General features: G+C 43.8%; 24 protein-coding genes and 2 tRNA genes. 12 read left to right on the top strand and 14 right to left on the bottom strand.

All coding sequences use genetic code 11. The annotated features are described in order from the left end of the window. Nucleotides 1-15 precede the first annotated feature (15 nt). The 7 genes from flgF to AACQ75_RS03370 all read right to left on the bottom strand — a co-directional run bounded on the left by flgF (nt 16) and on the right by AACQ75_RS03370 (nt 5,881). The gene (gene flgF, locus AACQ75_RS03340) at nt 16-765 is read right to left on the bottom strand and encodes a flagellar basal-body rod protein FlgF (protein ID WP_026027903.1); all 750 of its coding nucleotides are present in this window, start codon (nt 763-765) and stop codon (nt 16-18) included. A 197-nt stretch (nt 766-962) separates the two neighbouring features. Further along, nucleotides 963-2,267, bottom strand: coding sequence for a flagellar hook protein FlgE (flgE, locus tag AACQ75_RS03345; RefSeq protein ID WP_088732774.1), 1,305 nt, complete (start codon nt 2,265-2,267; stop codon nt 963-965). Between the two features lie 43 nt (nt 2,268-2,310). Next, nucleotides 2,311-3,018: a flagellar hook assembly protein FlgD gene (flgD, locus tag AACQ75_RS03350; RefSeq protein WP_013856252.1), complete on the bottom strand. Its 708-nt coding sequence runs from the start codon at nt 3,016-3,018 to the stop codon at nt 2,311-2,313. A 16-nt stretch (nt 3,019-3,034) separates the two neighbouring features. After that, nucleotides 3,035-3,451, bottom strand: coding sequence for a flagellar basal body rod protein FlgC (gene flgC / locus AACQ75_RS03355; RefSeq protein WP_010319383.1), 417 nt, complete (start codon nt 3,449-3,451; stop codon nt 3,035-3,037). Between the two features lie 4 nt (nt 3,452-3,455). Continuing rightward, a complete protein-coding gene (flgB, locus tag AACQ75_RS03360; RefSeq protein WP_013856251.1) occupies nt 3,456-3,851 on the bottom strand; it encodes a flagellar basal body rod protein FlgB in 396 nt (131 codons plus the stop codon). A gap of 265 nt (nt 3,852-4,116) precedes the next feature. Then, the gene (locus tag AACQ75_RS03365) at nt 4,117-4,944 is read right to left on the bottom strand and encodes a protein-glutamate O-methyltransferase (RefSeq protein ID WP_013856250.1); all 828 of its coding nucleotides are present in this window, start codon (nt 4,942-4,944) and stop codon (nt 4,117-4,119) included. Between the two features lie 10 nt (nt 4,945-4,954). Continuing rightward, a complete protein-coding gene (locus tag AACQ75_RS03370; protein WP_013856249.1) occupies nt 4,955-5,881 on the bottom strand; it encodes a chemotaxis protein CheV in 927 nt (308 codons plus the stop codon). A gap of 77 nt (nt 5,882-5,958) precedes the next feature. Here AACQ75_RS03370 and flgA point away from each other — a divergent pair, with 77 nt between their 5' ends. The 3 genes from flgA (at nt 5,959) to AACQ75_RS03385 (ending at nt 7,611) form a co-directional block, all read left to right on the top strand. Further along, the gene (gene flgA, locus AACQ75_RS03375; protein ID WP_047689226.1) at nt 5,959-6,705 is read left to right on the top strand and encodes a flagellar basal body P-ring formation chaperone FlgA; all 747 of its coding nucleotides are present in this window, start codon (nt 5,959-5,961) and stop codon (nt 6,703-6,705) included. Between the two features lie 128 nt (nt 6,706-6,833). Further along, a complete protein-coding gene (gene flgM / locus AACQ75_RS03380) occupies nt 6,834-7,154 on the top strand; it encodes a flagellar biosynthesis anti-sigma factor FlgM (RefSeq protein WP_013856247.1) in 321 nt (106 codons plus the stop codon). Between the two features lie 31 nt (nt 7,155-7,185). Next, on the top strand, nt 7,186-7,611 hold the full coding sequence (locus AACQ75_RS03385; RefSeq protein ID WP_017043109.1) for a flagella synthesis protein FlgN: 426 nt from the start codon (nt 7,186-7,188) through the stop codon (nt 7,609-7,611). A 98-nt stretch (nt 7,612-7,709) separates the two neighbouring features. On the opposite strand, the gene flgP is transcribed toward AACQ75_RS03385, so the two are convergent. Together flgP and AACQ75_RS03395 are read right to left on the bottom strand one after the other, a co-directional pair. Further along, nucleotides 7,710-8,141: a flagellar assembly lipoprotein FlgP gene (gene flgP, locus AACQ75_RS03390; protein WP_017043110.1), complete on the bottom strand. Its 432-nt coding sequence runs from the start codon at nt 8,139-8,141 to the stop codon at nt 7,710-7,712. A 9-nt stretch (nt 8,142-8,150) separates the two neighbouring features. Further along, nucleotides 8,151-8,786, bottom strand: coding sequence for a FlgO family outer membrane protein (locus AACQ75_RS03395; protein WP_013856244.1), 636 nt, complete (start codon nt 8,784-8,786; stop codon nt 8,151-8,153). A 161-nt stretch (nt 8,787-8,947) separates the two neighbouring features. Here AACQ75_RS03395 and AACQ75_RS03400 point away from each other — a divergent pair, with 161 nt between their 5' ends. The 3 genes from AACQ75_RS03400 to AACQ75_RS03410 all read left to right on the top strand — a co-directional run bounded on the left by AACQ75_RS03400 (nt 8,948) and on the right by AACQ75_RS03410 (nt 10,884). Then, nucleotides 8,948-10,081, top strand: a complete 1,134-nt coding sequence (locus AACQ75_RS03400) for a flagellar assembly protein FlgT (RefSeq protein WP_017049696.1) — start codon at nt 8,948-8,950, stop codon at nt 10,079-10,081. 54 nt (nt 10,082-10,135) lie between these two features. After that, a tRNA-Arg gene (locus tag AACQ75_RS03405) sits at nt 10,136-10,212 on the top strand. Nucleotides 10,213-10,377: 165 nt separating this feature from the next. Next, entirely contained in the window at nt 10,378-10,884 is a 507-nt protein-coding gene (locus AACQ75_RS03410; protein ID WP_029189872.1) for a Fe3+-citrate ABC transporter substrate-binding protein, read from the top strand. 104 nt (nt 10,885-10,988) lie between these two features. Here AACQ75_RS03410 and AACQ75_RS03415 read toward each other — a convergent pair whose 3' ends face one another. Both AACQ75_RS03415 and gltX read right to left on the bottom strand, forming a co-directional pair. Further along, entirely contained in the window at nt 10,989-11,975 is a 987-nt protein-coding gene (locus AACQ75_RS03415; protein WP_170889494.1) for an OmpA family protein, read from the bottom strand. Nucleotides 11,976-12,235: 260 nt separating this feature from the next. After that, on the bottom strand, nt 12,236-13,663 hold the full coding sequence (gltX, locus tag AACQ75_RS03420; RefSeq protein WP_170889496.1) for a glutamate--tRNA ligase: 1,428 nt from the start codon (nt 13,661-13,663) through the stop codon (nt 12,236-12,238). 238 nt (nt 13,664-13,901) lie between these two features. Between gltX and AACQ75_RS03425 the strand changes: the two genes are divergently transcribed. Both AACQ75_RS03425 and AACQ75_RS03430 read left to right on the top strand, forming a co-directional pair. Continuing rightward, nucleotides 13,902-16,427 (top strand): heavy metal translocating P-type ATPase, encoded by a 2,526-nt coding sequence (locus AACQ75_RS03425; RefSeq protein ID WP_170889497.1) that lies wholly within the window; start codon nt 13,902-13,904, stop codon nt 16,425-16,427. A 13-nt stretch (nt 16,428-16,440) separates the two neighbouring features. Next, nucleotides 16,441-16,890 (top strand): DUF411 domain-containing protein, encoded by a 450-nt coding sequence (locus AACQ75_RS03430; RefSeq protein ID WP_081245276.1) that lies wholly within the window; start codon nt 16,441-16,443, stop codon nt 16,888-16,890. A gap of 65 nt (nt 16,891-16,955) precedes the next feature. On the opposite strand, the gene AACQ75_RS03435 is transcribed toward AACQ75_RS03430, so the two are convergent. Together AACQ75_RS03435 and AACQ75_RS03440 are read right to left on the bottom strand one after the other, a co-directional pair. Further along, nucleotides 16,956-19,607 carry a beta-N-acetylhexosaminidase gene (locus AACQ75_RS03435; protein WP_170889499.1) on the bottom strand — a complete coding sequence of 884 codons (2,652 nt, stop codon included), beginning with the start codon at nt 19,605-19,607 and terminating at the stop codon, nt 16,956-16,958. Between the two features lie 718 nt (nt 19,608-20,325). Then, nucleotides 20,326-20,402 (bottom strand) — tRNA-Pro (locus tag AACQ75_RS03440). Nucleotides 20,403-20,677: 275 nt separating this feature from the next. Between AACQ75_RS03440 and AACQ75_RS03445 the strand changes: the two genes are divergently transcribed. Both AACQ75_RS03445 and rluF read left to right on the top strand, forming a co-directional pair. Beyond that, on the top strand, nt 20,678-20,818 hold the full coding sequence (locus AACQ75_RS03445; RefSeq protein WP_010319399.1) for a DUF3149 domain-containing protein: 141 nt from the start codon (nt 20,678-20,680) through the stop codon (nt 20,816-20,818). A 391-nt stretch (nt 20,819-21,209) separates the two neighbouring features. Then, entirely contained in the window at nt 21,210-22,187 is a 978-nt protein-coding gene (gene rluF / locus AACQ75_RS03450; RefSeq protein WP_019281095.1) for a 23S rRNA pseudouridine(2604) synthase RluF, read from the top strand. A gap of 119 nt (nt 22,188-22,306) precedes the next feature. On the opposite strand, the gene upp is transcribed toward rluF, so the two are convergent. Beyond that, the gene (upp, locus tag AACQ75_RS03455) at nt 22,307-22,933 is read right to left on the bottom strand and encodes a uracil phosphoribosyltransferase (RefSeq protein ID WP_026027908.1); all 627 of its coding nucleotides are present in this window, start codon (nt 22,931-22,933) and stop codon (nt 22,307-22,309) included. Nucleotides 22,934-23,101: 168 nt separating this feature from the next. Here upp and purM point away from each other — a divergent pair, with 168 nt between their 5' ends. Both purM and purN read left to right on the top strand, forming a co-directional pair. After that, a complete protein-coding gene (gene purM / locus AACQ75_RS03460; protein ID WP_010320092.1) occupies nt 23,102-24,142 on the top strand; it encodes a phosphoribosylformylglycinamidine cyclo-ligase in 1,041 nt (346 codons plus the stop codon). A gap of 3 nt (nt 24,143-24,145) precedes the next feature. Further along, nucleotides 24,146-24,787, top strand: coding sequence for a phosphoribosylglycinamide formyltransferase (gene purN / locus AACQ75_RS03465; protein ID WP_017047307.1), 642 nt, complete (start codon nt 24,146-24,148; stop codon nt 24,785-24,787). Nucleotides 24,788-24,952 lie beyond the last annotated feature (165 nt).

Genomic DNA, 24,952 nt, shown 5'->3' on the forward strand with positions numbered 1-24,952 from the left:
CTCCTTTAACGCTTATCAGCTCATACGAAGTAATGAATCGGACGATTTGTCCATCTCTTCTGCGGTGCTCATCATTTTAACTTGCATTTCAAATTGACGTTGTAGCTCAATCAAGCTAGTCATCTCACCCACCGCATTGACATTACTGCCTTCCAGCGCACCTTTTAATAGCTTTACGCTAGCATCTGCTTCGAATGCTGCATTAGGATCTTTAGCACGGAATAAACCATTCGTATCTTTGTATAGGGATTGATTATTGGGGCGAACCAGTTTAATTCGGCCTACCACTTCCATCGCATCGGCTGGAGCGCCTTGCGGACGAACGGAAATAGTACCGTCATTACCGATTTCTACTTTACTCAATGGAATAGGTAGAGTGATTGGCGCGCCCGTTCCATCTAGCACTAGATGGCCGCTACCATTTATGAGCATGCCATTTTGGTCAATGCTTAGGTTGCCACTACGGGTTAACCCCTCTTTGCCGGTTTTATCCATCATGGAAATCCAACCGTCACCTTGAATGGTGATATCGAGATCGCGCCCTGTGGTAATGACACTGCCTTGCGCAAAATTATGTCCCGGACGTTCTGTCATGCTAAACACGCGGCTCGGTAACCCTTCGCCATAAGCTTGCATTGAGCGAGCTTGCGCCAAATCAGCACGGAACCCAGTGGTACTGACGTTTGCTAAATTGTTCGCTCTTAATTGCATGGCTTGCATGTTTTGCTTTGCGCCACTCATGGCGAGAAACAGTGCGCGATCCATAATCTGCTCCAATAATCATCGTTCGATCATTAAAAGCAATTGACGTGCCAACTTATATTTAAACTAAAAATCAATAGGTTAAATGTAATTTCACAAAAAATAGGGAGGATATAACGAAGATTGCCGCAAACAGATGGCAACAATACCAAGCTAACATTGCCGCTAACTTGGTATTGCCATTGATGACGTTAAAGGAATTAACGGATCTGTAGTATGTTTTGTTGTAGCTGGTTGTGAACTTCAAGCGCACGCGAGTTCGCTTGGAAGTTACGCTGAGCAGAGATAAGATCCACCAGCTCTTGAGTCATATCAATGTTGGATTGTTCAATAACACCATTGCTGATGGTACCAAATGAGCCTTTGTTTGATTCACCCCAAATTTTATCACCGGAGAATTGAGTCGAATCCCACTGCGTACCGCCTTTTTTATCTAAGCCTTGTTCATTGGCTACGCGGACAAGCCCCACACGTCCTAGAATGGTATTTTGACCATTTGAGTAAGTGGCTAGCACACTGCCATTTTCATCGAAATCGATCTTCGTCAAAAAGCCCGTGGTTGCGCCATCTTGTACAAATTTAGTCAACTCAAATGGAGCGGCAAATTGCGTAGCCGAATCGAGACTGAACGACAATGTTTGGTTGGCATCAGCACCGTTGAGTTCAACTGGGTTTGCCCCCAAACCTAAAGGCTCGGTTACAATTTGCTGACCATTATTCATGCTGGCTAGCGTACCATCATTATTAAACTTCATGGTATGCCCAATATGACCCGTCGGCGTAGTAGCATCACCACCAACTACATTGATTGGTTTTTCACCAGTTTTATCCGTCACGGTGTAATAGGTTTGCCATGTGTTAGCTTGCGTCTGATCTTTGAGGTAATAGGATGTCAACTTATAAGGCTGACCCATCGAATCGTAGACTGTCGATGAGGTGGTACGGTTGTACGTCTCAGGATCAGTAATATCAAACAAGGTTGGGTCTTTTAACTTGCCATTAGCTGGCAAGTTCGCGCCAAGTTCAACATTGGCTGTCTGTTTAGGTTTACCAAACTGAGCAGGAATATTGATAGGTTTTGGCTCATACGAAAGAACATCACCAGTATCAGGGTTAACATCATAGCCAAGCAAAAACTCGTCATTTGACGTTACCATGTAATCATTTTTATCGAGGTGGAAAGCACCATTTCTGGTCAACTCATTTTGTTGAGGCGTCAGCTTATCTTTCGCAACCGCAAAGAACCCCGTTCCCGCAACGCGCAAGTCCATCGGGTTATTAGTATAAATACTGGAACCTTCGTGAAATTGTTGTGCCACTTTGTTCGCCTGAACACCTTGACCAGGAGTCGTTTTGGAGTTGGTAAACAATGAGGTTGAGTAAACATCACCAAACTCAGCACGCGACTCTTTAAAACCAAAGGTATTCGCGTTAGCAATGTTGTTACTGGTGGTGTTCAGATCTAACTGAGCTGCGGATAAACCGCTTAATGATATATACGACATTCCAAAATCTCCTATCTAGCTAGCATATCTACTCTATAAAGAGTTACGCTTTGCCAACTTCTAGTACTTCAGCAAGTTTAACTGGCGATGTAAATCCAGCCAGATTGAGCAGTACGTTACCATCACCTTTACCCAGCAGAACGCTATTGACGTTTGCGTAAGTCGATACCGCAAACTCCTTGCTTTCTCCATCGAGCAAACCCGAAGCTTTCACTTGGTATTTGCCGCCCGGCAATGGATTACCGTTTTGATCGTTACCGTCCCATTCAACGCGATTATCACCGGCTGATTTAGCCCCGACATCAAAGGTACGAACCAATTGTCCAGCTTCATTCTCTATTCGGACAAACAAGTTCTCTAAACTTTGAGGAAGTTTGACCATCGCAGCCATCCCAGCACCCTCTTTTTTGATCCCTGCCGCTCCCGGTACTAACACATCACGGCCAACCAGTGATGAAGCCTGTAGAGCTTGGTTGGATGTCATCGACGAGTTGAGACTCTCAAACTGAGTGTTCATTTTGCCGATACCATCAACTGTGGCAAATGACGCCATTTGGGCGATCATCTGGTCATTACTGACCGGTTTAAAAGGATCTTGCTGAGCCAGTTGTTTGGTGAGTAACGATAGGAAGTCTTCTTGTTTAAGATCTTGCTTCCCCGTTGTCTCTTCTGTTTTCTTTTGGTCTTGAAGACTTTTCAGCTGGTCAATATAAGACAAGCCGCTTTGACCAATATTATTTATTCCGGCCATACGCTACCTCCTTATCCTATTGACCCATCTGCAGCGTGCGCAGCAGCATTTGTTTACTTGCATCAGCCACCTGCACGTTCGTTTGATAAGAACGAGAAGCCGAAATCATGTTAGCCATCTCTTCCATCACATTGACATTAGGCTTGTAAATATAGCCTTCATCGTTAGCAAGTGGGTGATCTGGGTTATATTCTGCGTTAAGCGGTTTATCGCTTTCAACAATACCTAATACTTTTACAGGTACATTATGATCACGGTTATAACGCGCTTTACTTAACTCTGCACCAAACACCGCGTGACGCGCTTTGTAAGTATCTTTCGCCGAACTACTCACACTATCCGCATTGGCTAAGTTACTTGAGGTCGTATTTAGACGAACAGATTCAGCACTCATTGCAGAACCAGTCACATTGAACACATTAAATAAGCTCATCTACTTATTCCCCTTTGATTGCTTTCGTTAAGTTCTTGAATTTACTTCCTAAGAAGTCCAGTGAGGCTTGGTGTCTGATCTGGTTTTGCATAAACAAGTTACGCTCTAAATCTACGTCCACCGTGTTGCCATCACCCGTATCAGGTTGAGTCGGAATTCGATAGAGACTCTCGCCAGTTACTTTCGTGGAGGCAGATATATGCCGACCATCCGTACGGCTAAGACCAATGCTTGCCCCTGAACTTGCCGCCTGCAATGCTTTTTGAAAGTCCATTCCTTTTGCTTTAAAGCCCGGTGTGTTCGCCTGTGCAATATTGGTGGAAATCACCTCAGCATTGCGCTCACGTACACCAACCGTGTGTTGGTGAATACCTAATGCGTTGTCAAAAGAAATAGCCATGTTTGCCTCTACACTAAAAACTGACTGTTACTACTCATATTAAAAGCAATTAACGTACCAACTTAAAAAACGAACCGTGTTTACAACAATTTTATCTAAATAAGAATCCGTCGAAATGTAAGCAAAATATACGCCGCTTTATCCACTTGTCGCCCACAACTTCAGTAAATCTCAACAATCAAAACGAAATTAGGGGAAAGAAAAAGCCCAGCAAAAGCTGGGCAAATAACTAAACGTAAGCAAGTAACTCAACGTAAGAATGTGGCTATTTGAGTTTATAAATGATGCCAGGGTTACAACGAACCATTTCAAACTTATCGGTCAATCCTGTCAGTGACTCCGATGCGCCGAGCAATAAGTAGCCACCGGGGTTTAAGCTACTAGCCATTTGATTTAATACTTTCGACTTCATATCAGGTGAGAAATAAATCAAAACGTTACGACAGAAAATAATATCGAATTTACCCAATAAGGCATAGCTCTCCATTAAGTTCTGAGGACGGAAGTTAACTAAACGCTTAACGTTATCTTTGATTTTCATTCGGCCATCACCAGCATCCTCAAAAAAGATTTTGCGACGCTCCGGTGATAACCCTCTGCCAAGTGCTAAATTGTCATAAATCCCCGCTTTACACATATCCAGCATGCTGGCAGAAATATCCGTCGCGGTGATGGCTACGCTCGGCAACATACCCGGCTTGCGCTGTTGAGTTTCCAGCACCGTCATCGCCATTGAGTAAGGCTCTTGACCTGAAGAGCTTGCCGCTGACCAAATTTTTATAGGGCGTTTATTTGCAGCGACCTCGGGTAATAGACGTTCCGCTAAAACGGTGAATGGGTAAGCATCACGGAACCACAGTGTTTCGTTGGTGGTCATGGCATCGACCGCTGCAACTCGTAGCTCACGGTTTCGCCCCGTAACCACATCACGTAACAAGTCAGAAAGAGAGGTTAACTTGAATTTAGCAACCAGTGGACTTAAGCGACTTCTCACTAAGTACTGTTTGCTATCTCCAAGTACAATCCCGCACTGAGATTCCAAAAAACGGCTGAAATCGCGATATTCTTGATCGCTTATAGTTATAGCAGTCATTAATTTCTCTTTAGTTAACTAGTGCAGCTTTCACCGCATTCCCAAGCTCATCAGGGTTGAATTTAGCAATGAATGAGTTTGCACCCACTCGCTCAACCATGGCTTGGTTAAAAACGCCGCTCAGTGAAGAGTGAAGAATAACGTATAGATCTTTCAAATCTGAATTTCTACGTATCTCTGCTGTTAATGTATAGCCGTCCATTTCAGGCATTTCAATATCAGAGATCACTAAAGATATTTGATTGTAAATTGGCCCTTCTGCTGCCATCTCGATCAATTTTTCATACGCCTCTTTACCATCTTTAACAGCAACGACTTCAAAACCTATCGATTCTACTGCTCTTTGAACCTGTTTACGCGCAACGGTTGAGTCATCGGCAATTAAAATTCGACGGATGATCTCTTTTTCTGTTTCTACTTGGGCGATCGATTCACCAATCGATGAATCCATTGTCTCATTAACCGGAGAAATCTCTGCCAAAATTTTCTCTACATCGAGAATTTCTACCAATTCGTTATCGATATTGGTGACTGCGGTTAAGTAGTTATCTTTGCCTGAGCCATCTGGTGGAGGAAGAATGGCTTCCCAGTGCATGTTTACAATTCGATCCACCGAGCTGACCAAGAAAGCTTGGATAGATCGGTTGAATTCAGCAATGACCACAAAACACTTATCAAGGTCCGCGGTAGGACGTCCGCCCACGGCCAAACTCAAATCAATGACAGAAACGGTTTGACCACGAATATGAGCAACACCTTTGACTAGGCGATGTAAATTGGGCATCAAAGTTAACTTAGGGCACTGGAGCACCTCTTTAACTTTAAATACGTTGATACCATAACGTTGCCGTCCCATTAGACGAAACGTTAAGAGTTCTAATCGGTTTTGACCAACGAGTTGCGTACGCTGATTCACAGAATCAAGAATACCCGTCATAAGCTCATCTCCATCTCAAACTTTTATGCAAAAAAGTGGTAGTCTACTACAGGCTATGAAGAAACCAGAGAAACAGAATGATGCATACAAAAATATGTTTACATCTACTTTCCATAACTAAGTGTAGAGCTTTCTATAGAAATTTTTATCTCTCTATCGGCTTTTTATTGTTTTTCTTTAATTTTTCTCTTCATTCTGCCACTTTGCCGCAAGTTGAAGCCATTCAACAAGCTGCGGAACAACATGTTTTAGAAACAATTGAGTGGCCTCCCAGCGGGGAGTTAAACGTAAAAGCGGCAAATATTGATGACCGAATTTATGCCACCGACTGCCCCACACCGTTATCGACCTCTTCCTCATCCAGTAATGGTTCTGCAAGTAATATCACAGTTCTGGTTGAATGCATTGAAGATAACTGGAAAATTTATGTTCCTGTAAGACTGACCATTTCACTGCCACTTGTCACCGTTGCCGTACCCATTTCTCGTGGACAGCAAATTACGCAGCAAGATGTCTTGATTACAATGGTAGACTTACACCGCTTTAGACGACAAGGTTTTTCCGATATAAATCGTATCGTCGGAGCTAAAGTGAAAAAAAACATGCGTATTGGCGATGTCGTTGAGCAAGATGATATATGCGTCGTATGTCGTAATGAAAACGTTATGATTCAAGCAGTCAAGCAGGGAATGATCATCACAACCAAAGGAACCGCTTTAAGTGATGGTATTTTTGGTGAGCAGATAAAAGTGAAAAATGATAAATCAAACCGTATAATAGATGCACAAGTAACCGGTATTGGCGAAGTCACGGTTCAATTTTAACGCTTTCATTACACTTCTAAATGTGTTTACGTTGTTAAGAAAGTGAAACAGAAAAAAAAGCTAAAGTAATCACAAGCACCGTCGATATTGACTGTACAGGTTTCCATTATTATTAATAAGGCTCACATATGGCAGGTATTGATAACATACGTTCGGGGCAAACATTAACGACGACAAATCGTAGTAATGCTCGTACTGAATCGAATGCATCTCCATCGACATCCGGCTCGGTCACTCGTTCACCCCAAAATCAAGATGCGGTATCACTTAGTACCCAAGGTAAGGCCATTGGTGAAATGCACAACCAAATGGTATCTCAGCCAAGTTTTGATAGTGCCAAAGTCGCTGCAATTAAAGATGCGATAGCCAATGGCTCATATAGAGTCGACCCAGAAAAGTTGGCTGATAATATGATTAAATTTGAAAAAGAGTTGGGTGGTTTTAACTAGCCCTACTTTTGACTAATTAAGGCAACATACAATGGCTGTATTAAAAGACTTAGTCGATTTCCAATTGAAAAATGCACTAGAACTCTCTTCGCTACTTGAACAAGAAAAGTTAGCAATTACGAGCCGTTCATCAAGTGAAATCGAAGCTATTGCCAAACAAAAGATGACCTTAGTTGGACAACTTCAACAAACTGACCTCCGAATTGCGAAACATCCTCATGTCGTGAGCCTGACTGAAGATGTACTCCTGTCGCAAATCGTTGATCAAATTCGTTCCATTGTTCACGATTGTCAGCAAGCAAACCTTGTTAATGGTGAGGCGCTACAACGTGCACAACTCAGTTTTAATAAACTCAATAATTTGATGCAGCAAAGCCACGGAAAAATTGGCATGACGTATAACGCTGGTGGGCAAACCCACACTGTGTCCACTTTAGGGACCAATATTAAAGCGTAACCAACATGCAGCTGAGTGACTAAATTTTTTAAGCTGAAACGAATTAAACAGAAAAGCGGCAAACTTTGCCGCTTTTTCGATCTGGAGAGAAGGAAGATTTAGAAGAGTGTTTGTTGACGTTTTTCTGGTACTTGCTGAACTTCTCCGTAGTCACGCAGTTTATCCATCTTACGGATATCGAGACGTAACTCAGTGACATAACTGTCACCCACCTTATAACTGCGGACCACTTCTGCTCCGCGGATAACACCATCAACCGCTCCCGACGTCAGCTCTGTGCCCAATCGCTGATCTTGTAGTTCAGCACGACCACTCACTCGCATTCCATAGACTTGCTCTGCCAGTTCGCGATAAGCATCGATTTTAGAGGCACGCATTGCACGGACTTGCTTTTCATCCACACTACGCCCAGTTTGCTCACTGATATTGGCATAACCTACCGCCGTCAACCATTCATCAGCGCGCATGGTTTGCAATGGCTGGCAACCCACCATCATGATAGTCACTAGAAGTAATAGCCATTTTTTCATTGGTTTCTCCTATGGACGCAAGATAACAGTATACGGCTGCTTAATCGTAGGGTCAGAGCGAATTAACACACCATCTTGTGTACGGATACTGTTGAGCGTATCAAGATCACGACCAATACGATCAGCAGGTAAAAAGCCTTGTGCGGTAGCAACCACAACACGAGACTGCATTCCCACAACACGAGCATTGACTAATACACCGCCTTCTTGACGAAGCATTGTCCCTGTCAGTATGTATTGGATTTCTTGCTCTTGAGCGAGGTCTTTCCAGTCACGACTGAAAGCAAAATCACCTTGCTGCGTTACCTGAATCGAGCCTGTGGTTTTGAAATCAACCACTTTAAATCCTCGACGCTGAAACTGATGGATAAATCCTTCAGAAACCGAGTTACCCAACCAGTTAGTCGCATCCATACTTTGCAGGTCCACAAACGATGTTACAGCAATAGGAGTGCGAGCAGAAACACTAGTATTGGACACCATCAAATCTTCTGTCATGCTTTCAACAAAGAAGTCCAACGTGTGACGTGGGCTCTCCATTAGCATAAACTGTGAACCATTGTATGGCTCTTTACCGTTATAAATCGGGGCGTAGGCACAAGCAGTTAACAAAACTGCTGGCACTATCGAAAGCCATTTTTTCATTCTCTTATCTCCAGATATACTGAGGCAATCTTGATTCCAAACTTCAGATTAAAAAACTTGGAACACTCTTTGCTTTTCAAAACTTGTTACACTTTCAAAACGCACTGCCTACATCAGCTAAGATTTTAAAAGCAAAATTTATACCCAACTGGTAAATAACAATGAAAAAAATTATTTCTGTTTTATTTTCAATATGTTGCACCATTACCTTTTCTCAAGCCGTTAATGCTGCTTGGTATGAAGTGACCGGATCGTCAGCCATTGTTTCCTCAGAGGAAGTCGCTCGCCTCAATGCATTGGAAGATGCCATCTATAAGGCGGTAAACTTTGCCGGGGCAGACATCGGTAGTATCAGTAACTTGCGACCACTGCTGGAATCAGACCGTAAAGAGTACCAGTTTACTAACCATGAAGTACGCTATGTGTTAGTTGAAGAGAATAAAACACGTCGGGGAGTGATGTATGTTAAAGCTCGAATTGATATTTATCCTTCGGCAACAGGTTGCCACGTTAGCCAATATAAGAAAACGTTTTTAGTGGGCAACATTGATCTTGCATCGCCACAACAGGCGGTTATGGGGCAAATTTACAGTGTGGGAGATGATTTTGCACAGGTACTCAACCGCCAACTCGATCAAGAATCTCGCAGTTTTGTGTCGGTTGGCACCACAGATTATGCAATTGAAAAACAGCACCCAGAACGCTTAACCATGATTGCAGAGGACACGGGGGCACAGTACATTTTGGGGGGAACCATCACCGATTTAACTGCCACGATAGAGCAAAAATTACTCGCCGATGATGTGATTAACCGTCAATTTGCTATGCAAATCCAAGTGTTTGATGGCAAAACAGGCCAAGAAGTCATGACTAGACATTATAGAGAAGTCGCTAAATGGCCCTTCGCCAAAACCAGTCAGATAGATACGCGCAGTGCTCGTTTTTGGGCTTCAACCTTTGGCAGCATGATGCTGCGCGTCAGCCGAAATATCATGCTTGATCTTGAATCCGAACTTTCATGTAAAATAACACTCCCCGAAGTGGTTGCTAAATATGGTAACACCATCACGATGGATCTAGGACGTGTGCATGGCGTTAAAACCGGTGACCAATTGCAGTTGTGGCATACAGGTTCATTCATTGATCAGAAAGGACTACCACGAAATAAAGTGACTCAAAGTGATATTACCCTTACGGTTACTCGCGTCTATGAAAACGAAGCGGAACTGAGTGTTGATCAAGAAAATCTCGCCTCTAGCATACAAATTGGCGATGTTATGCACAAACAGCTTTAATTTTCGTTTTAACTAGTTAACTTCACAAAATTATTGAGTAAACTATCCCACCTTGCTCCCGTAGCTCAGTAGGATAGAGCGGCCCCCTCCTAAGGGGCAGGCCACAGGTTCGACTCCTGTCGGGAGCGCCATTTTGATAAAGCCTCAACACCCAACCGGTGTTGAGGCTTTTTTTTCTGACGAAAAATTGACCTAATATTGATTTGAGCCACTACTATTCATATACAGTGATTACTGTAAGTTCTATGTCAAATAATCTAGAATTAGTATTAACAGATTTATCGATAGATAAGATCATGAAAAAGAGTAATCTAATCACGAATACTGGTCACCGCTTTATCTCTAAAGCAAAGACCGCCTATAAAATTCATATCCATACGCCGGACGATACGGTGCTGCACCGTTCTGTCGGCTACATACGTATTGGTGAGAAAAAGGGGCTTAAAAAGGCGATAAAGCTGCGTAATGAATTAGGTTCAGAGATGTGGGGCAAACATTGGCGTCGTCTGCTCAAAGATCCCTACTTGATGACTCGCCTACCACACAGTTTAGAACCTAAAATCATATACAAACCCAGACCAACGCTCGATAACCCGGAAGCTCGGGATCCTTGTTATATCGCGGCTTGGAGACACTATGATGAAAAAGGTAACTGTATATTTCAAAGCGTCGTTTGTTCGATCAACAAGCATGGCAAGCTTGCCGCTTATACCAAGACGAAAAAGGCGCTATTAGAGGCTTATAAAGAAGACTTGGATATTCTTGTCTACATGGGCCGATTGAATAGTATTGATTTGAAATAACGTGGCGTGATACCGGAGCGGTTAGAGGCTCAAATACATTGTTTTACAAGAAGAAAGCCCGCGTTTTTCACGGGCTTTCTTTATTTTCTAATACTTAAGCGTTATTATTTCACTTCATAATCAAAGCTTGGAATAACGATATCAACACGACGATTTTGCTTTCGACCTTCGACTGTATCGTTAGATGCGATTGGGCTATTTTCCCCTTCACCTTTTACGGTAAGACGGTTCGCATCCACACCTTTAGCAATCACAACATCAGCAACAACTTGTGCGCGTTTTTCTGATAGTTTCTGGTTGTAAGCCGCAGCGCCAGTTGAGTCAGTATGACCAATAATTTCAGCATCGGCTTGTGGGTAAGCTTGCAAATATTTCACTAGTTTATCAAGCTGGTTAGTACTCTCTGCTGTTAGCTTAGTACTGTTATGGGCAAAGCTACTGCTGTCCAAACGTTGAAATGGCACATGCTTAACAACCGTTTCAGGTTCTTGGGGAATAACGACAGGCTCAACCACTGGCTGTGCAACTTCTTCAACAAACACCTCTTGCACGATGACTGACGCAGGTTCTGCTTTACTTCCACCAAATTTATACGAAACACCTAAGGTAGCCGAGTTACCTGCCGCTCGGACAAGATCGTTATTAATATCGGTGAGGCTTTGATATTCCAAACGTAAAGTGACGTTATTATCGGTGTTGAACTCAATACCAGCGGCACCTAAATATGAGTAATCATCTTTATTGCCATAGTCAACATAAGCACCGCCGACTTTAGCATATAAGGCAATGGCATCAGTCAAAGGAAGGCTGACTTTCGGTGCGAGTGTAATGGCCGTTACTTTTTCATCATTCAGCCCCGCACCACTAAATTTGCCCAAGTAATCGTAACCGGCCTCTAATGAAAGCCAATTAAACGCTTGGTAACCAAGGTAAGCACCGACGGTAGAAGATTCATCTTCACACACATCTCCAGCACGACAAGCGTCATCAAGCCAAGATTTACCAACTTTAGCACCTACGTATACTTCAGCCATTGCGGCAGAAGATGCAAAAACAAGCGCCATTGAAACTGCTGCTGCTAACTTTTTCATACTTTTTCCTTTCCTATTTATCGTTATCATAATGCGGTTGCGGTACCCAAAAAACGGTTTACTTTTCGCCTACACACATACCTACATAACTCGGAACCACTATACTGTATGTAAAGAAAGCTTAAATAGCGCATTAGTTTATTCTCTGTCATCGTTTTGTGAAATATTGTCAGTGCTCTACACCAAAGGATTTAACAAAGCCGATATAAAGAAAAACCGCAGCATAAGCTGCGGTTCAAAGCGTTGTTCGTATGATTGACTTATTGAGCGTTCGCTTCACGCTCAGCAATAAAGGCCAATGCCATATTGATACGAGCAATGACACGCTCTTTGCCGATCAGTTGCATGACAGCATCAACCGATGGCGATTGACCACCGCCAGTGACAGCAACGCGCAGCGGCATGCCTATTTTACCCATACCGATTTCAAGCTCTTCACACACTTGAGCGATGACAGCGTGCAGGTTTTCCGTTGTCCAGTCACTCAATGCTTCTAATTTGCTTAAAGCAAGTGCTAGCGGCTCTTTCGCCACACCGCGCAAGTGTTTTTTCGCCGCATCAGCATCAAACTCAGCAAAATTTTCAAAGAAGTAACGAGATTGAGCAGCAAGTTCAACCAAGGTATTACAGCGTTCACCAACCAGTTTAACGATCTCAGCTAATGCTGGGCCGTTGTCTTTATTGATGCCTTGTTGCTCAAAGTGCCATTCAAGGTGTTTTGCAACATATTCAGGCTCTGATGTTTTGATGTAGTGATTGTTCAGCCACAACAACTTATCAGTATTAAATGCAGATGCCGATTTGCTAATAGCATTTAAACTGAAGAACTGAATCATCTCTTCACGCGAGAAAATTTCTTGGTCGCCATGAGACCAACCTAGACGAACTAAATAGTTATTCAATGCTTCAGGCAGATAACCTTCATCGCGATACTGCATCACAGAAACAGCGCCATGACGTTTAGATAGCTTCGCGCCGTCGTCACCTAAGATCATTGCGCAGTGCGCAAACACAGGTACAGGAGCACCTAACGCTTCGTAAATGTTGATTTGACGAGGTGTGTTGTTGATGTGATCTTCGCCACGAACGACATGAGTAATCCCCATATCCCAGTCATCCACCACCACACAGAAGTTATAGGTGGGTGAGCCATCAGTACGGCGAATGATCAGATCATCCATCTGGCTGTTGGAGATTTCGATACGACCGCGGATCTGGTCGTCAAAAATTACGCTGCCTTCTTTAGGATTACGGAAACGGATAACACACGGATCCCCTTCTTTTGCTGCGTCGTTAACCGCTTTGATTTTTGGGTGATCAGCATCGTAGCGCGGCATCTCTTTGTTCGCTTCTTGCTCGGCACGAACTTCATCTAACAGCTCTTTAGAGGCGTAACATTTGTAGGCTTTATCTTCAGCAAGCAGCTTATCGACAACTTCGTTATAACGATCAAAATGTTTAGTTTGGAAATATGGGCCTTCATCCCAATTCAAACCTAGCCAAGTCATACCTTCAAGAATCGCGTCTACGGCTTCTTGCGTCGAGCGCTCTAGGTCGGTGTCTTCAATACGCAAAACAAACTCACCACCTTGGCTTTTTGCATAAAGCCAAGAGTAAAGTGCAGTACGCGCACCACCAACGTGAAGATAGCCTGTCGGGCTAGGAGCAAAACGAGTTTTAACCGTCATTTGATTTCCTTAGGGATAAAAAGACAGCGGAGAACATGTCCACTGCAAGTACCAGGATAAAAAGTGGCGACATTTTACCACTGACGGCTAAATCTACAATCCTCGATTGCCTTTCGTTTTTCTGCGCTCAAGAATAACGCTTAAAATTCGCTTAACTTTCCTTTAGTGGAACTTGACCTTGCCCTAAAGGTAAGGTTTATGCTTCTAGCTATTGAGTTGGTTTACGGGGAATTTATCAATGAAACGCTTTCAATTGCCTTTATCAGGGCTGAAATGCATGGGTTGCGCGAAGAAACTTGAGCAGCATCTCAAGCAAGAATTTGAGGTACAAATCCACCAGCTGTCACCCACATTCATCGAACTGAGCACTTCGGCCTCTTTAAATGAACTCATCGCCGCTATCGAATCCTTAGGCTATCAAGCCTTGCTCAGCACAAACAGCGATCCTCTGCCCTCGTCGCAACCCACAACCTTGGTTAGCGATATACAGCCACTAGCACAAGAGACAGAAGTCTCAACAACGGGTTTGGTTAGTACCCACTTACTGATCCAAGGAATGACTTGCGCAAGCTGTGTCTCTTCGGTGGAAAAAGCACTTCTAAGCGTTAACGGCGTACAAAAAGCGCAAATCAATTTAGCTGAACAAAGCGCCTTAGTGCTCTCGCAAGCGGATATCGCTGACCTTGAACTGCAATTGCTCAATGCCATTACTCATGCAGGCTACCGTGCAGAGCGAGTCGATGACCCTGCCCAACAACAACAAAAACAAAAACAGCAATCACGTGATTTACAAAAGCAGCATAAAACCAATGCATTACTAGGTTTAATGATGGGTATTCCGTTAATGCTTTGGGGCCTTCTTGGTGGCAGCATGATGATTGTGAGCACTCAACAGCAAATATACTGGGGCGTTATCGGCATTGTGTGTTTGGCTCTATTAGCCACCGCTGGCCGCCACTTTTTTAGCCATGCTTGGCTTGCGTTAACCCATAAGCGCGCCACCATGGATAGCTTAGTCGCCCTAGGAACCGGAGCGGCTTGGGCCTATTCAATGTTGGTAGTGATTTACCCAACTTGGTTTCCCATAGCCTCGCGTCATGTTTACTTTGAAGCCAGCGCGATGATTATCGGTTTGATTTCACTGGGCCACTACATTGAGGCGAAAGCAAAAGCGAAGACAACTCAATCCTTGCAAGCCTTAATTAACTTGCAGCCACAACAAGCAACACGCATCACGGCGCAAGGCGATCAACAGATTGCAGTTGAATTAGTACAACTTGGTATGCAACTGCGCATAAAACCGGGAGAAAAAGTGCCGATAGACGGCAAAGTCCTCAGCGGTGAATCTTATGTTGATGAATCCATGCTCACTGGCGAGCCGATCCCCGTCCTAAAAGTGGCAGGCGATGCCATTGCGGCAGGTACCATCAATCATGATGGCAGCTTAGTCATCGAAGCCACCGGCGTAGGGGCGCAAACCATGCTCTCGCGCATCATCCAAATGGTGCGTCAGGCGCAAAGCAGTAAACCAGCCATCGCCAAACTGGCAGACCAGATATCTGCTATTTTTGTACCGACAGTGGTTATGATTGCCCTGTTTTCCGCTCTGATTTGGTACTTTGTAGGCCCTGAACCTAAGGCCAGTTATATGCTAGTGGTTGCGACAACAGTATTGATCATTGCCTGCCCTTGTGCCTTGGGTCTAGCTACTCCACTCTCGGTTACAGTAGGAGTTGGCAAAGCCGCTGAAATGGGTATTTTGATCAGAGATGCCAATGTATTGCAATCGGCAAGCAAAATCACCACTGTAGTATTTGATAAGACAGGTACGCTCACTCAAGGCAAGCCAACCGTTCAGAACTTAGTCACGTGGGGAATTGAAGATAGCAAATTGTTAACCCTTGTTTACGCTTTGGAACTGCGCTCTGAACATCCTCTTGGCAAGGCTATCTGCCACTATGCGCAACCGCTGGTATCAACCAGCGCCGAAGTCGAGCAATTTACCAACCTAAGAGGCAAAGGGCTAATGGCAAACATTGGAGGCGATTCCGTCGTCGTTGCCTCTTTATCGCACCTTGAATCGCTGGGCGTTCCTCTTACTCAAGCACAAACAACCATTGAACACTACGCAGAACAAGCTTGGACGCCAGTCGCGGTTGCCATTAACGGTGAACTCAAAGGTCTCATCGCAATTGCTGATCCAATCAAACCTAACGCTGCACAAGCTATCAGCACACTGAACAAAATGAACATTCGTACCGTGATGCTAACCGGAGATAACCAAAGCGTGGCCACTGCAATCGCCAAACAACTAGGTATACAGCAAGTGATCGCTCAAGTACTTCCGGATCAAAAAGCACAAAAAATCGTGCAGTTACAAGAGAAAGGCCAAATCGTCGCCATGGTCGGTGATGGTATTAATGATGCACCAGCCCTTGCGCAAGCCGATATTGGTATCGCAATGGGCAGTGGCAGTGATGTCGCAATAGAGAGTGCGCAAATGACATTGCTCAACTCCTCACCGCTTGCCGTAGTCAATGCTATCGCTCTTTCTAAAGCGACAGTAAAAAACATGAAGCAGAACCTATTGGGCGCGTTTATTTATAACACCTTCGGCATTCCCATTGCCGCTGGTGTGCTTTATCCCGCTTTTGGCTTTTTACTTAGCCCTGTAGTTGCAGGAGCGGCAATGGCTTTGTCCTCAATCACAGTCGTGAGCAACGCTAACCGCTTGCGTCTATTTAAATCCCCTTTTCACTCTTAGAGGTTAGATAAAAATGAAAATGATCACAGCCGCTATGCTTAGCACCTTGTCTCTTATGAGCTACTCCGCATTCGCCACGGTGACCGAGATGACCAATTACAAATCCCCTTATTGTGGCTGCTGTACTGAGTGGTCCACTCACATGCAACAAGCAGGATTTAAGGTTAACGAGCAATTGCAAGAAGATATGACGGCGATAAAACAACAATTGGGCATTACACCCAAGCTCGCCTCTTGCCATACAGCCGTTATCGACGGCTATGTTTTCGAAGGTCACATTCCAGCCACAGACATTCAAGCCTTTCTCGCTAATCCACCGAAAAATGCCAAAGGGTTAGCCGTGCCCGGCATGCCAATCGGTTCTCCAGGTATGGAATCTGGTGATAAGAAAGAAGCCTATTCGGTTTTTGCTTTTAACGAGCAAGGTCAGGTGTTTGAGTTTGCTCACCACGAAGGTAATTGATTTTATGTAATAAAGCCTCCGACAGATGCGGAGGCTTTCATTGGGGTGCCTTGATATGGCTACAGTTATTTAACGCTAGTAACTCGGCTGACTCGCTCGCCTGAAGCAGAGATAGAACGGATCCAGACCTCACCGGACACCTTTGGTTGTTCGATGCTCGAGTAAGTAAGCCATTGTTGACCATCTAATGAGTATTGCAGCTCAACGCCTGGGAATGACGAATTCATCGACAATTTACCCGCTTCAATCTTAGCTCCGGGAATTGGTAGGCGATAATCAATGCCAGCTTTTTCCAGTTTCGCCAGCTCACGTTGCCCAACAATATTAGCAAAACGAGTCCAATCTCGATTCAGTGCAGACTTATTAACTAGGTTCGTTTGCTGAGAGTATTCAACCCCTACTTTGTAGTCGTTTTCCCACTCCGCTTTATGCCAAGAACGCTCGGCAGCCGCCAACACTCGGGGGAAAACCATATACTCATACTGCTCATCATTACGAACCGTTTCTGACCACAATTGAGCTGACAAGCCATAGAATGGTTTCGACGTCACCTCTCCTTTACCGACAAAACCATTACCATCACGATCTAATGAAGTTTCAGCGTTTTGCGGCATATTTTCCGGTGCAAAACCAAACATTTTGCGCGTATCGGTCGCACGGGTGGCCCAGTAATAACCGCGCTCTTTAGGATCCGCCTCATAAGGCATATCCATGTAGACATAATCAGGGTTAGAAACAATTACGTCGTAACCTTGTTTTGCCCATTCATAAACAGAGCTTGTACCGCCCCAATAGAGGACATCCCAAAAGTTCACACGTGTATTGCGCGTGGCAAAAGAGGATTCTCCCTCGCTGTATTTCAAGCCATCTTGCCATGCTTGGAAATTCTCAATCCCTTTATCGGCGACAATTTCCGACACTTGCTCAGCAAAATAACTCGGTAAATGAGCAAAGTCACTTACTACTCCTTGGCTGACTAATGCTTGGCACTGTGGCGATTTCGCAAATGGTTTATCTTGTTGTGAAAGATCTAAGTTACCTTTCCAACTGACTTTTTCCGTCGCATTAATATCTTGGAAACCCGCGCCCAATTTGATGTTTTTCGCCTCATCGCCACCAAAATGCCAAGTCGATAAAGGCATGCCCGCCTCACTGTGCATCAAGGCCACTTCAGTGATCACCTTATCCACAAAACGTTTAGACGAGTCTAAACAAGGGTTAATAAAACTCTGCTTATCATAAAACTGAACCGTCGTAACATTGGAGCTGTCTTGAGGATCCATCAAGCGATACTGGCTAGCCTGTTCGGTTTTCCCCTCTTGGCTCAAACGATCAAAACGAGCCTCCATTGAAACAACCGCAGAGCGAGCATGGGCTGGCATATCAATTTCAGGGATCACTTCAATATTGCGCGCTTTAGCGTGCTTGAGGATTTCAATGTAATCGGCTCGACTAAAATAACCCGAGCCAAAGTTATCAGAATTTGGACCGGAGCCAAGCTGTGGCAGCAAGCAGTTTTTCTCATCTAAATCAAAGCAGCGCTGCCCACCAATGTCGGTCAATTCAGGTAAGCCCGGAATTTCTAAACGCCAACCTTCATCATCGGTCAAATGAAGATGTAATTTATTCATCTTATAAGCCGCCATTTGATCTAACGTGGCCAAAATCGCTTGCTTAGAATGGAAGTTACGTGCGACATCCACCATCACACCACGGTAATCAAAACGTGGAGCATCTTCGATGTGGATCACTGGCAGCGCTGTGACATTCTGGCTATCCACTAAACCCAAAATAGATTGAACGGCGTAGAAAGCTCCCGCCTCATCAAATGCATGAATAGAGATAGCACTCGGTGCAATCTCCAACTCATAAGCACCCGATGTCGCCATCTGGTCAGAAAATTCGCTCGGTGTAATCGCAACACCAACCGCCAACTCTCCATCAAGCTTCAGCTCAATCGTTTTAGCACGCGCCTGCAATGCTGAAAACTGATCCGTCGCAAAGTCCTTCACATCAAGCTTAAGGCCGCGAGTAATATCAACAACACCTTGACCAAGCGTTGTTTTTAGAGGCGTTGGTAACAGAGCCGTTGATACATCTTGCAGTGATACATCGCTATTTCTCTCAAATCGGCTGATGGCCGTGGCAAACACATTATTATCGCTGGTGGTGCGTTTGATATTGTCGCCCTCAAGCCCACGCACAAATGACGACGTGTCCTCTGTGTTGAGAGATACAATAAGTTTAGGCTCTGTATTAGGTGCCGCAACGAATGCACGCGGCATAAAGTCCGTTTCAAACAACTGCCAATATTCAGCGACCAGAGGCAAAACAACCTCTTCGCCCGCAGCAAAACCATCAAATTTATCAGTAGGTTCAAGCTTATGTAAATCACCCGTTAAACGGGTAATTTTGAATTGATCATTTTCAACATCCAGAATCAGTCGAATACTGTGGAAATAGATAGCCCACTGCTTTGAATTCACGGCTTCACCTTGGTTAACCAAGGTCATGTTCACTTTATTACACGATGCCCATTCTGCTTCGAGAGCCTGACATGCCAATCCTTCATCTGCCCCGTGATTCGTTAATACGGTGTAATGAATATCCAAATTTTCCGCCAGCGCATCGACTACTTTCTGCTCTGGTGATTGCAACAAAGAGCAACCTGATAATGTGGCGATAACCGAAACAGCAATCAAACTAGGTTTCAACATTTGACTCACCCTACCTTTAAAATAAAAACCCAATATCCTGTTAAAAGGACTCAAAACAGCAACAAGCATAAAGGCTTGTGACCTAAGGCATTCACCATACAAGGAGTTATTTCTAAGCGTAAAATAATTAGCTACACGAAGTGATCCAGTTCAAATCCTCTAAAATACAATCAAAACAAAACCATTTAAAATCAATAGATTAAACTTGACGTCAAAACCGTAATTTATTATTTGACGAGTTTAACTTGAGAAAGATCACATAAAAATGCATAACAAAAATGAATTTATGAATAGAGATCACTACTCACTACAAGGCGAGAAGTTCATTAAAGGGATTTGACAGGTTAAATCGTGATATAGGTCATAAATTGTAATGACTCATCAAACGTCAAAATGCGCTAAAGTGACGTTTTTTACACATCCTAATGCTATTTATTATAGTGGAATATTGACTGCTATTTTCAATAGTTGAATTTGCTCGGAGAAGGGTGAACAGTGAAAGAGCCTGATAGAGAAAGAGGAAAAGGAAAACCCTTTCTCTTTGGTAATGAAAATGATCACATCCAGATGCAACAAAGCCCCGCATTACTGCGAGGCCTTTAATGTGGTCGGTGAAGAACCAGATAGTGAAAGAGGCGAACCCCCTTTCTATTTGGTAACGAAAACTTACCGTTTCCAAATGTAACAAAGCCCCGCATTACTGCGAGGCTTTTAAAGATGGTCGGTGAAGAGGGATTCGAACCCCCGACCCTCTGGTCCCAAACCAGATGCGCTACCAAGCTGCGCTATTCACCGAAATTTTTGCTCTGCACTTAGCGAGCAGTTCCGAGCTTTTTGCCTAGAACGGATGCGTATATTACTCATCTAAAACTAAGACGCAAGCCTTTAATCTTATTTCCATCAAATAACAAACTCATTGGCTAAATCACCATCAAATACACATAAAAACGTGACTAATTACACACCAATAGAAACATCAAGTTAACCTATGCAACATAATTGATCCAGATCAGTGTCAGCAAACAGAGCAAACTTTAACTTGGCTGTGTCTTCGAAACTTTGGAGGAAACATGGACTTTTGGCTTGATCTCCTATTTGGTAATGCTGTGGGACTATCTTCAATGATAGTAATCTTTGGTGCTTTTGGTCTTATGCTGTTTTATGGCGGTTTCTTCATTTATAAAGTGATGAATGACAAATCTCCTCACTAGATCGCTTAGCACCTATTGAAAAATAGTGTGACGCTATGCACCGGGGTCGATTATCTGTCTGCTCCGGTTTTTTATCGCGTTAATAACTCTATCTTCTTGATGAATGGCATCATTCGGCTACTCAAGATCGGTTCGATAAGAACACCTGTCTCAAAATAGTTTCCATTTTCTCATACAAATAAAAGCATTCCCTCTTCGCATAAATAAAGGCGTCAATGCCGTCTATATCTTGTTGAGGAAAAGTGATGGGGAAAGGCTGGAAACCATGAGTGTCATTAAAAACGCCTTGGTTAATTAATATTAACTGCTAAAATATTGCAACGTTACTAGGCAACACTCAGAGTGTTGCTTTATTTTTATTCACCGCCGTTGGGAAACGTAAGAGCAACCTATGTCACAACAAGCTACCATCCGTTTAAACAAATACATCAGTGAAACTGGTTTCTGTTCTCGTCGAGAGGCCGATAAGTTAATTGAACAAGGCCGAGTAACCATCAATGGACTATTGCCGGAAATGGGCACTAAAGTCACGCCGAACGATGAGGTGTGTATTGATGGTAATCCATTAAAATCAAAAGAAAAACCGATATACATTGCCCTTAACAAACCGACTGGAATCACCTGCACAACAGAGCGCGATATTCCAGGTAACATTGTTGATTTTATTGGCCACCACAAACGTATTTTCCCGATAGGTCGATTAGACAAACCATCTGATGGACTGATCTTTCTGACTAACGATGGTGACATAGTCAATAAGATATTACGTGCTGGTAATAACCATGAAAAAGAGTACGTCGTCCGAGTAGATAGACCCATCACCGACGAATTTTTACATAAGATGGCCTCTGGCGTGGAAATTCTTGATACGGTGACACTGCCTTGCAAAGTAACCCAAGAAACGAAGTTCTCCTTTAGAATTGTGTTAACACAAGGGTTAAACCGTCAAATTCGTCGTATGTGTGAGGCCTTAGGTTACGAAGTGTTTAAACTACGCCGAGTTCGTATTATGAACATCAGCCTAGACGGTATCCCGAATGGTGAATGGCGTTATTTAAGCGACGAGGAAGTCGCTGAAATATTAGCAATGTGTGAGAGTTCTTGCGGTACGGAAGGCGCGTCCAAGCTTGATGTGACGGGTAAGCGTATTCGCAAAGCTACCGATGCAAAACTGTATGATAGTCGTGAGCAAAATCAAACCTCGACGGCACGCAGAAATCAAAAGCCAAAAACGTTCCAAGGACGCAATGCCGATGAGTTTCGCCATGCTCCAAATACCAAAAGAGCACCGCGCCGACCCACAAATTCATCACAAGGTGCGCCAGCTAATAGCCACAGAAAAAGCAGTACGTTAAGTCTTAAAAAATAATCATCGAACAATGCGTTAATTCTGTTGAGCAATAAAATGACCGTAATGACGCATCACTGAAGCAACTATAAAAAAGGAGAAACTTTCGTTTCTCCTTTAAGACAGTATAAAATTAACGCTTATTTCGTACCAAAAATCTTATCACCAGCATCGCCAAGACCAGGAACGATATAACCTTTATCATTCAATTTCTCATCAATTGCCGCCGTATAGAGCTCAACATCAGGGTGCGCTTTTTCTAACGCCGCGATGCCTTCAGGCGCTGCAACTAAAACGAGAATTTTAAATTGGTTACAGCCGCGCTCCTTGAGCAAATCGATCGTCGCAATCATGGAACCGCCAGTTGCCAGCATTGGGTCAACCACAAGCGCAATTCGCTCCTCAATATTAGAAGCGAGTTTGTTGAAATAAGGGACAGGCTCAAGCGTTTCTTCATCACGATAGATGCCAACAACACTAATCCGCGCACTTGGAATGTGCTCCAAAACGCCGTCCATCATGCCAAGACCAGCACGCAAAATAGGTACTACCGTTACTTTTTTACCTTTGACTTGATCAATTTCAACTGGGCCATTCCAGCCTTCAATCGTCACTTTTTCTGTTTCAAAGTCTGAGGTTGCTTCATAAGTTAGTAGGCTACCCACTTCTGTAGCTAACTCACGAAAACGCTTAGTGCTGATATCCCCTTCCCTCATTAACCCAAGTTTATGCTTAACTAGAGGGTGTTTAACTTCAACAACTTTCATTTTCATCTCCGACGACATTTAAACAAACCTTCGAATTGTACACACTTTTTATGCTAATTTCAGTGCCAATTATAAACAAAAAAACTGACGCAAACGTTTTCCTTTTTGTTTTAAGCCCTGTTAGAATAGCGCCGTTTTCATATCCAACTTATGACCGAGGACTTCCCCGTGAGCGGTAATAACACTTCTCTTAGTTACAAAGATGCTGGCGTAGATATTGATGCAGGCAATGCACTTGTTGAACGAATTAAAGGCGCCGTCAAACGCACTCGTCGCCCTGAAGTTATGGGTGGCATTGGTGGTTTTGGCGCGCTTTGCGAGCTACCAACCAAATATAAACATCCTGTTTTAGTCTCTGGCACCGATGGAGTTGGCACAAAACTTCGCCTCGCATTGGATATGAATAAGCACGACACCATTGGCATTGACTTGGTTGCAATGTGTGTTAACGATTTGATTGTTCAAGGTGCTGAACCGCTTTTCTTTTTGGACTACTACGCCACGGGCAAATTGGATGTAGATACTGCTGCTGATGTGGTGTCGGGTATTGCCGATGGTTGTGTGCAAGCAGGTTGCGCTTTGATCGGTGGTGAAACCGCTGAAATGCCGGGTATGTACGAAGGTGAAGATTACGATGTCGCTGGCTTTTGTGTCGGTGTGGTTGAAAAAGAAGAGATCATCGATGGCTCAAAAGTAGCAGCAGGTGATGCTCTGATTGCGGTTGGCTCTAGCGGCCCCCACTCAAACGGCTATTCATTAGTTCGCAAGATCCTCGAAGTATCAGGTGCCGACAAAAATGAAGACTTGGCTGGCAAAACGATTGGTGAGCACTTACTGACACCAACCAAAATTTACATCAAATCAGCGCTTAAAATGATCGCCGAGCATGATATTCACGCCATTTCACACATTACTGGCGGTGGTTTCTGGGAAAACATTCCTCGCGTTCTTCCGCAAGGGACGAAAGCGGTGATTGACGGCAATAGCTGGGAATGGCCAATTATTTTCCAATGGCTGCAAGAAAAAGGGAATGTAACCACTCATGAAATGTACCGCACATTTAACTGTGGTGTCGGCCTGATTGTTGCGCTTCCAATGGATCAAGCACAAGCGGCGGTTCAATTACTGCAAGCGGAAGGCGAAAATGCGTGGGTTATCGGTCATATTGCTGAAGCTCAACTCGATGAAGAGCAAGTAGAGATCAAATAACTGATGAAAAGTATTGTTGTTTTAGTTTCAGGAAATGGCACCAACTTACAGGCTATCCTTGATGCGTGTGAAACGAAAATTAAAGATGGCAAAGTAACGGCTGTTTTTTCAAACAAAGCAACTGCTTATGGCTTAGAACGAGCTAAAAAAGCAGGTGCGGCGGCGGTGCATATTGACCCAAATGCCTTTGACACGCGAGATGCGTTTGATGCGGTATTGATGGAGAAAATTGACCAATACGCGCCTGACTTAATCATTCTTGCTGGCTACATGCGTATTCTGAGTGGTGAGTTTGTGCGTCACTATTTAGGACGGATGCTCAATATTCATCCTTCTTTACTTCCTAAATATCCTGGGTTGAATACCTACCAACGCGCGATTCACGCGGGTGATGAAGAGCACGGCACCAGTGTGCATTTTGTGACTGAACAACTTGATGGTGGCCCAGTCATTCTACAAGCAAAAGTGCCTATTTTTGATGAAGATACCGTTGAGATTTTGACTCAACGTGTCCAAGCTCAAGAGTATCGAATTTACCCACTAGTGGCACAATGGTTCGTTGAAGGACGCTTGGAAATGCGTGAAGGTAAAGCCTATTTAGATGGCCAATTACTTGGCATGCATGGTTATGCTTTCGATGAATAAATCGTATCTCTAAATAGTGCGAAAAAGGTTGCCTCAACAGCTAATGCCGTTCACTTAAGAGTGAACGGCATTTTTGTTCTTAGCATACCGTTGTGGTCTAGGCTTAACTGTTCTAGGGAATGTTCTTTCCCTTCGCCCTTCAAGTATTAAGCTTTCAGCCATGTT

This window comes from Vibrio sp. B1-2, from assembly GCF_963888445.1.
Lineage (GTDB): Bacteria > Pseudomonadota > Gammaproteobacteria > Enterobacterales > Vibrionaceae > Vibrio > Vibrio anguillarum.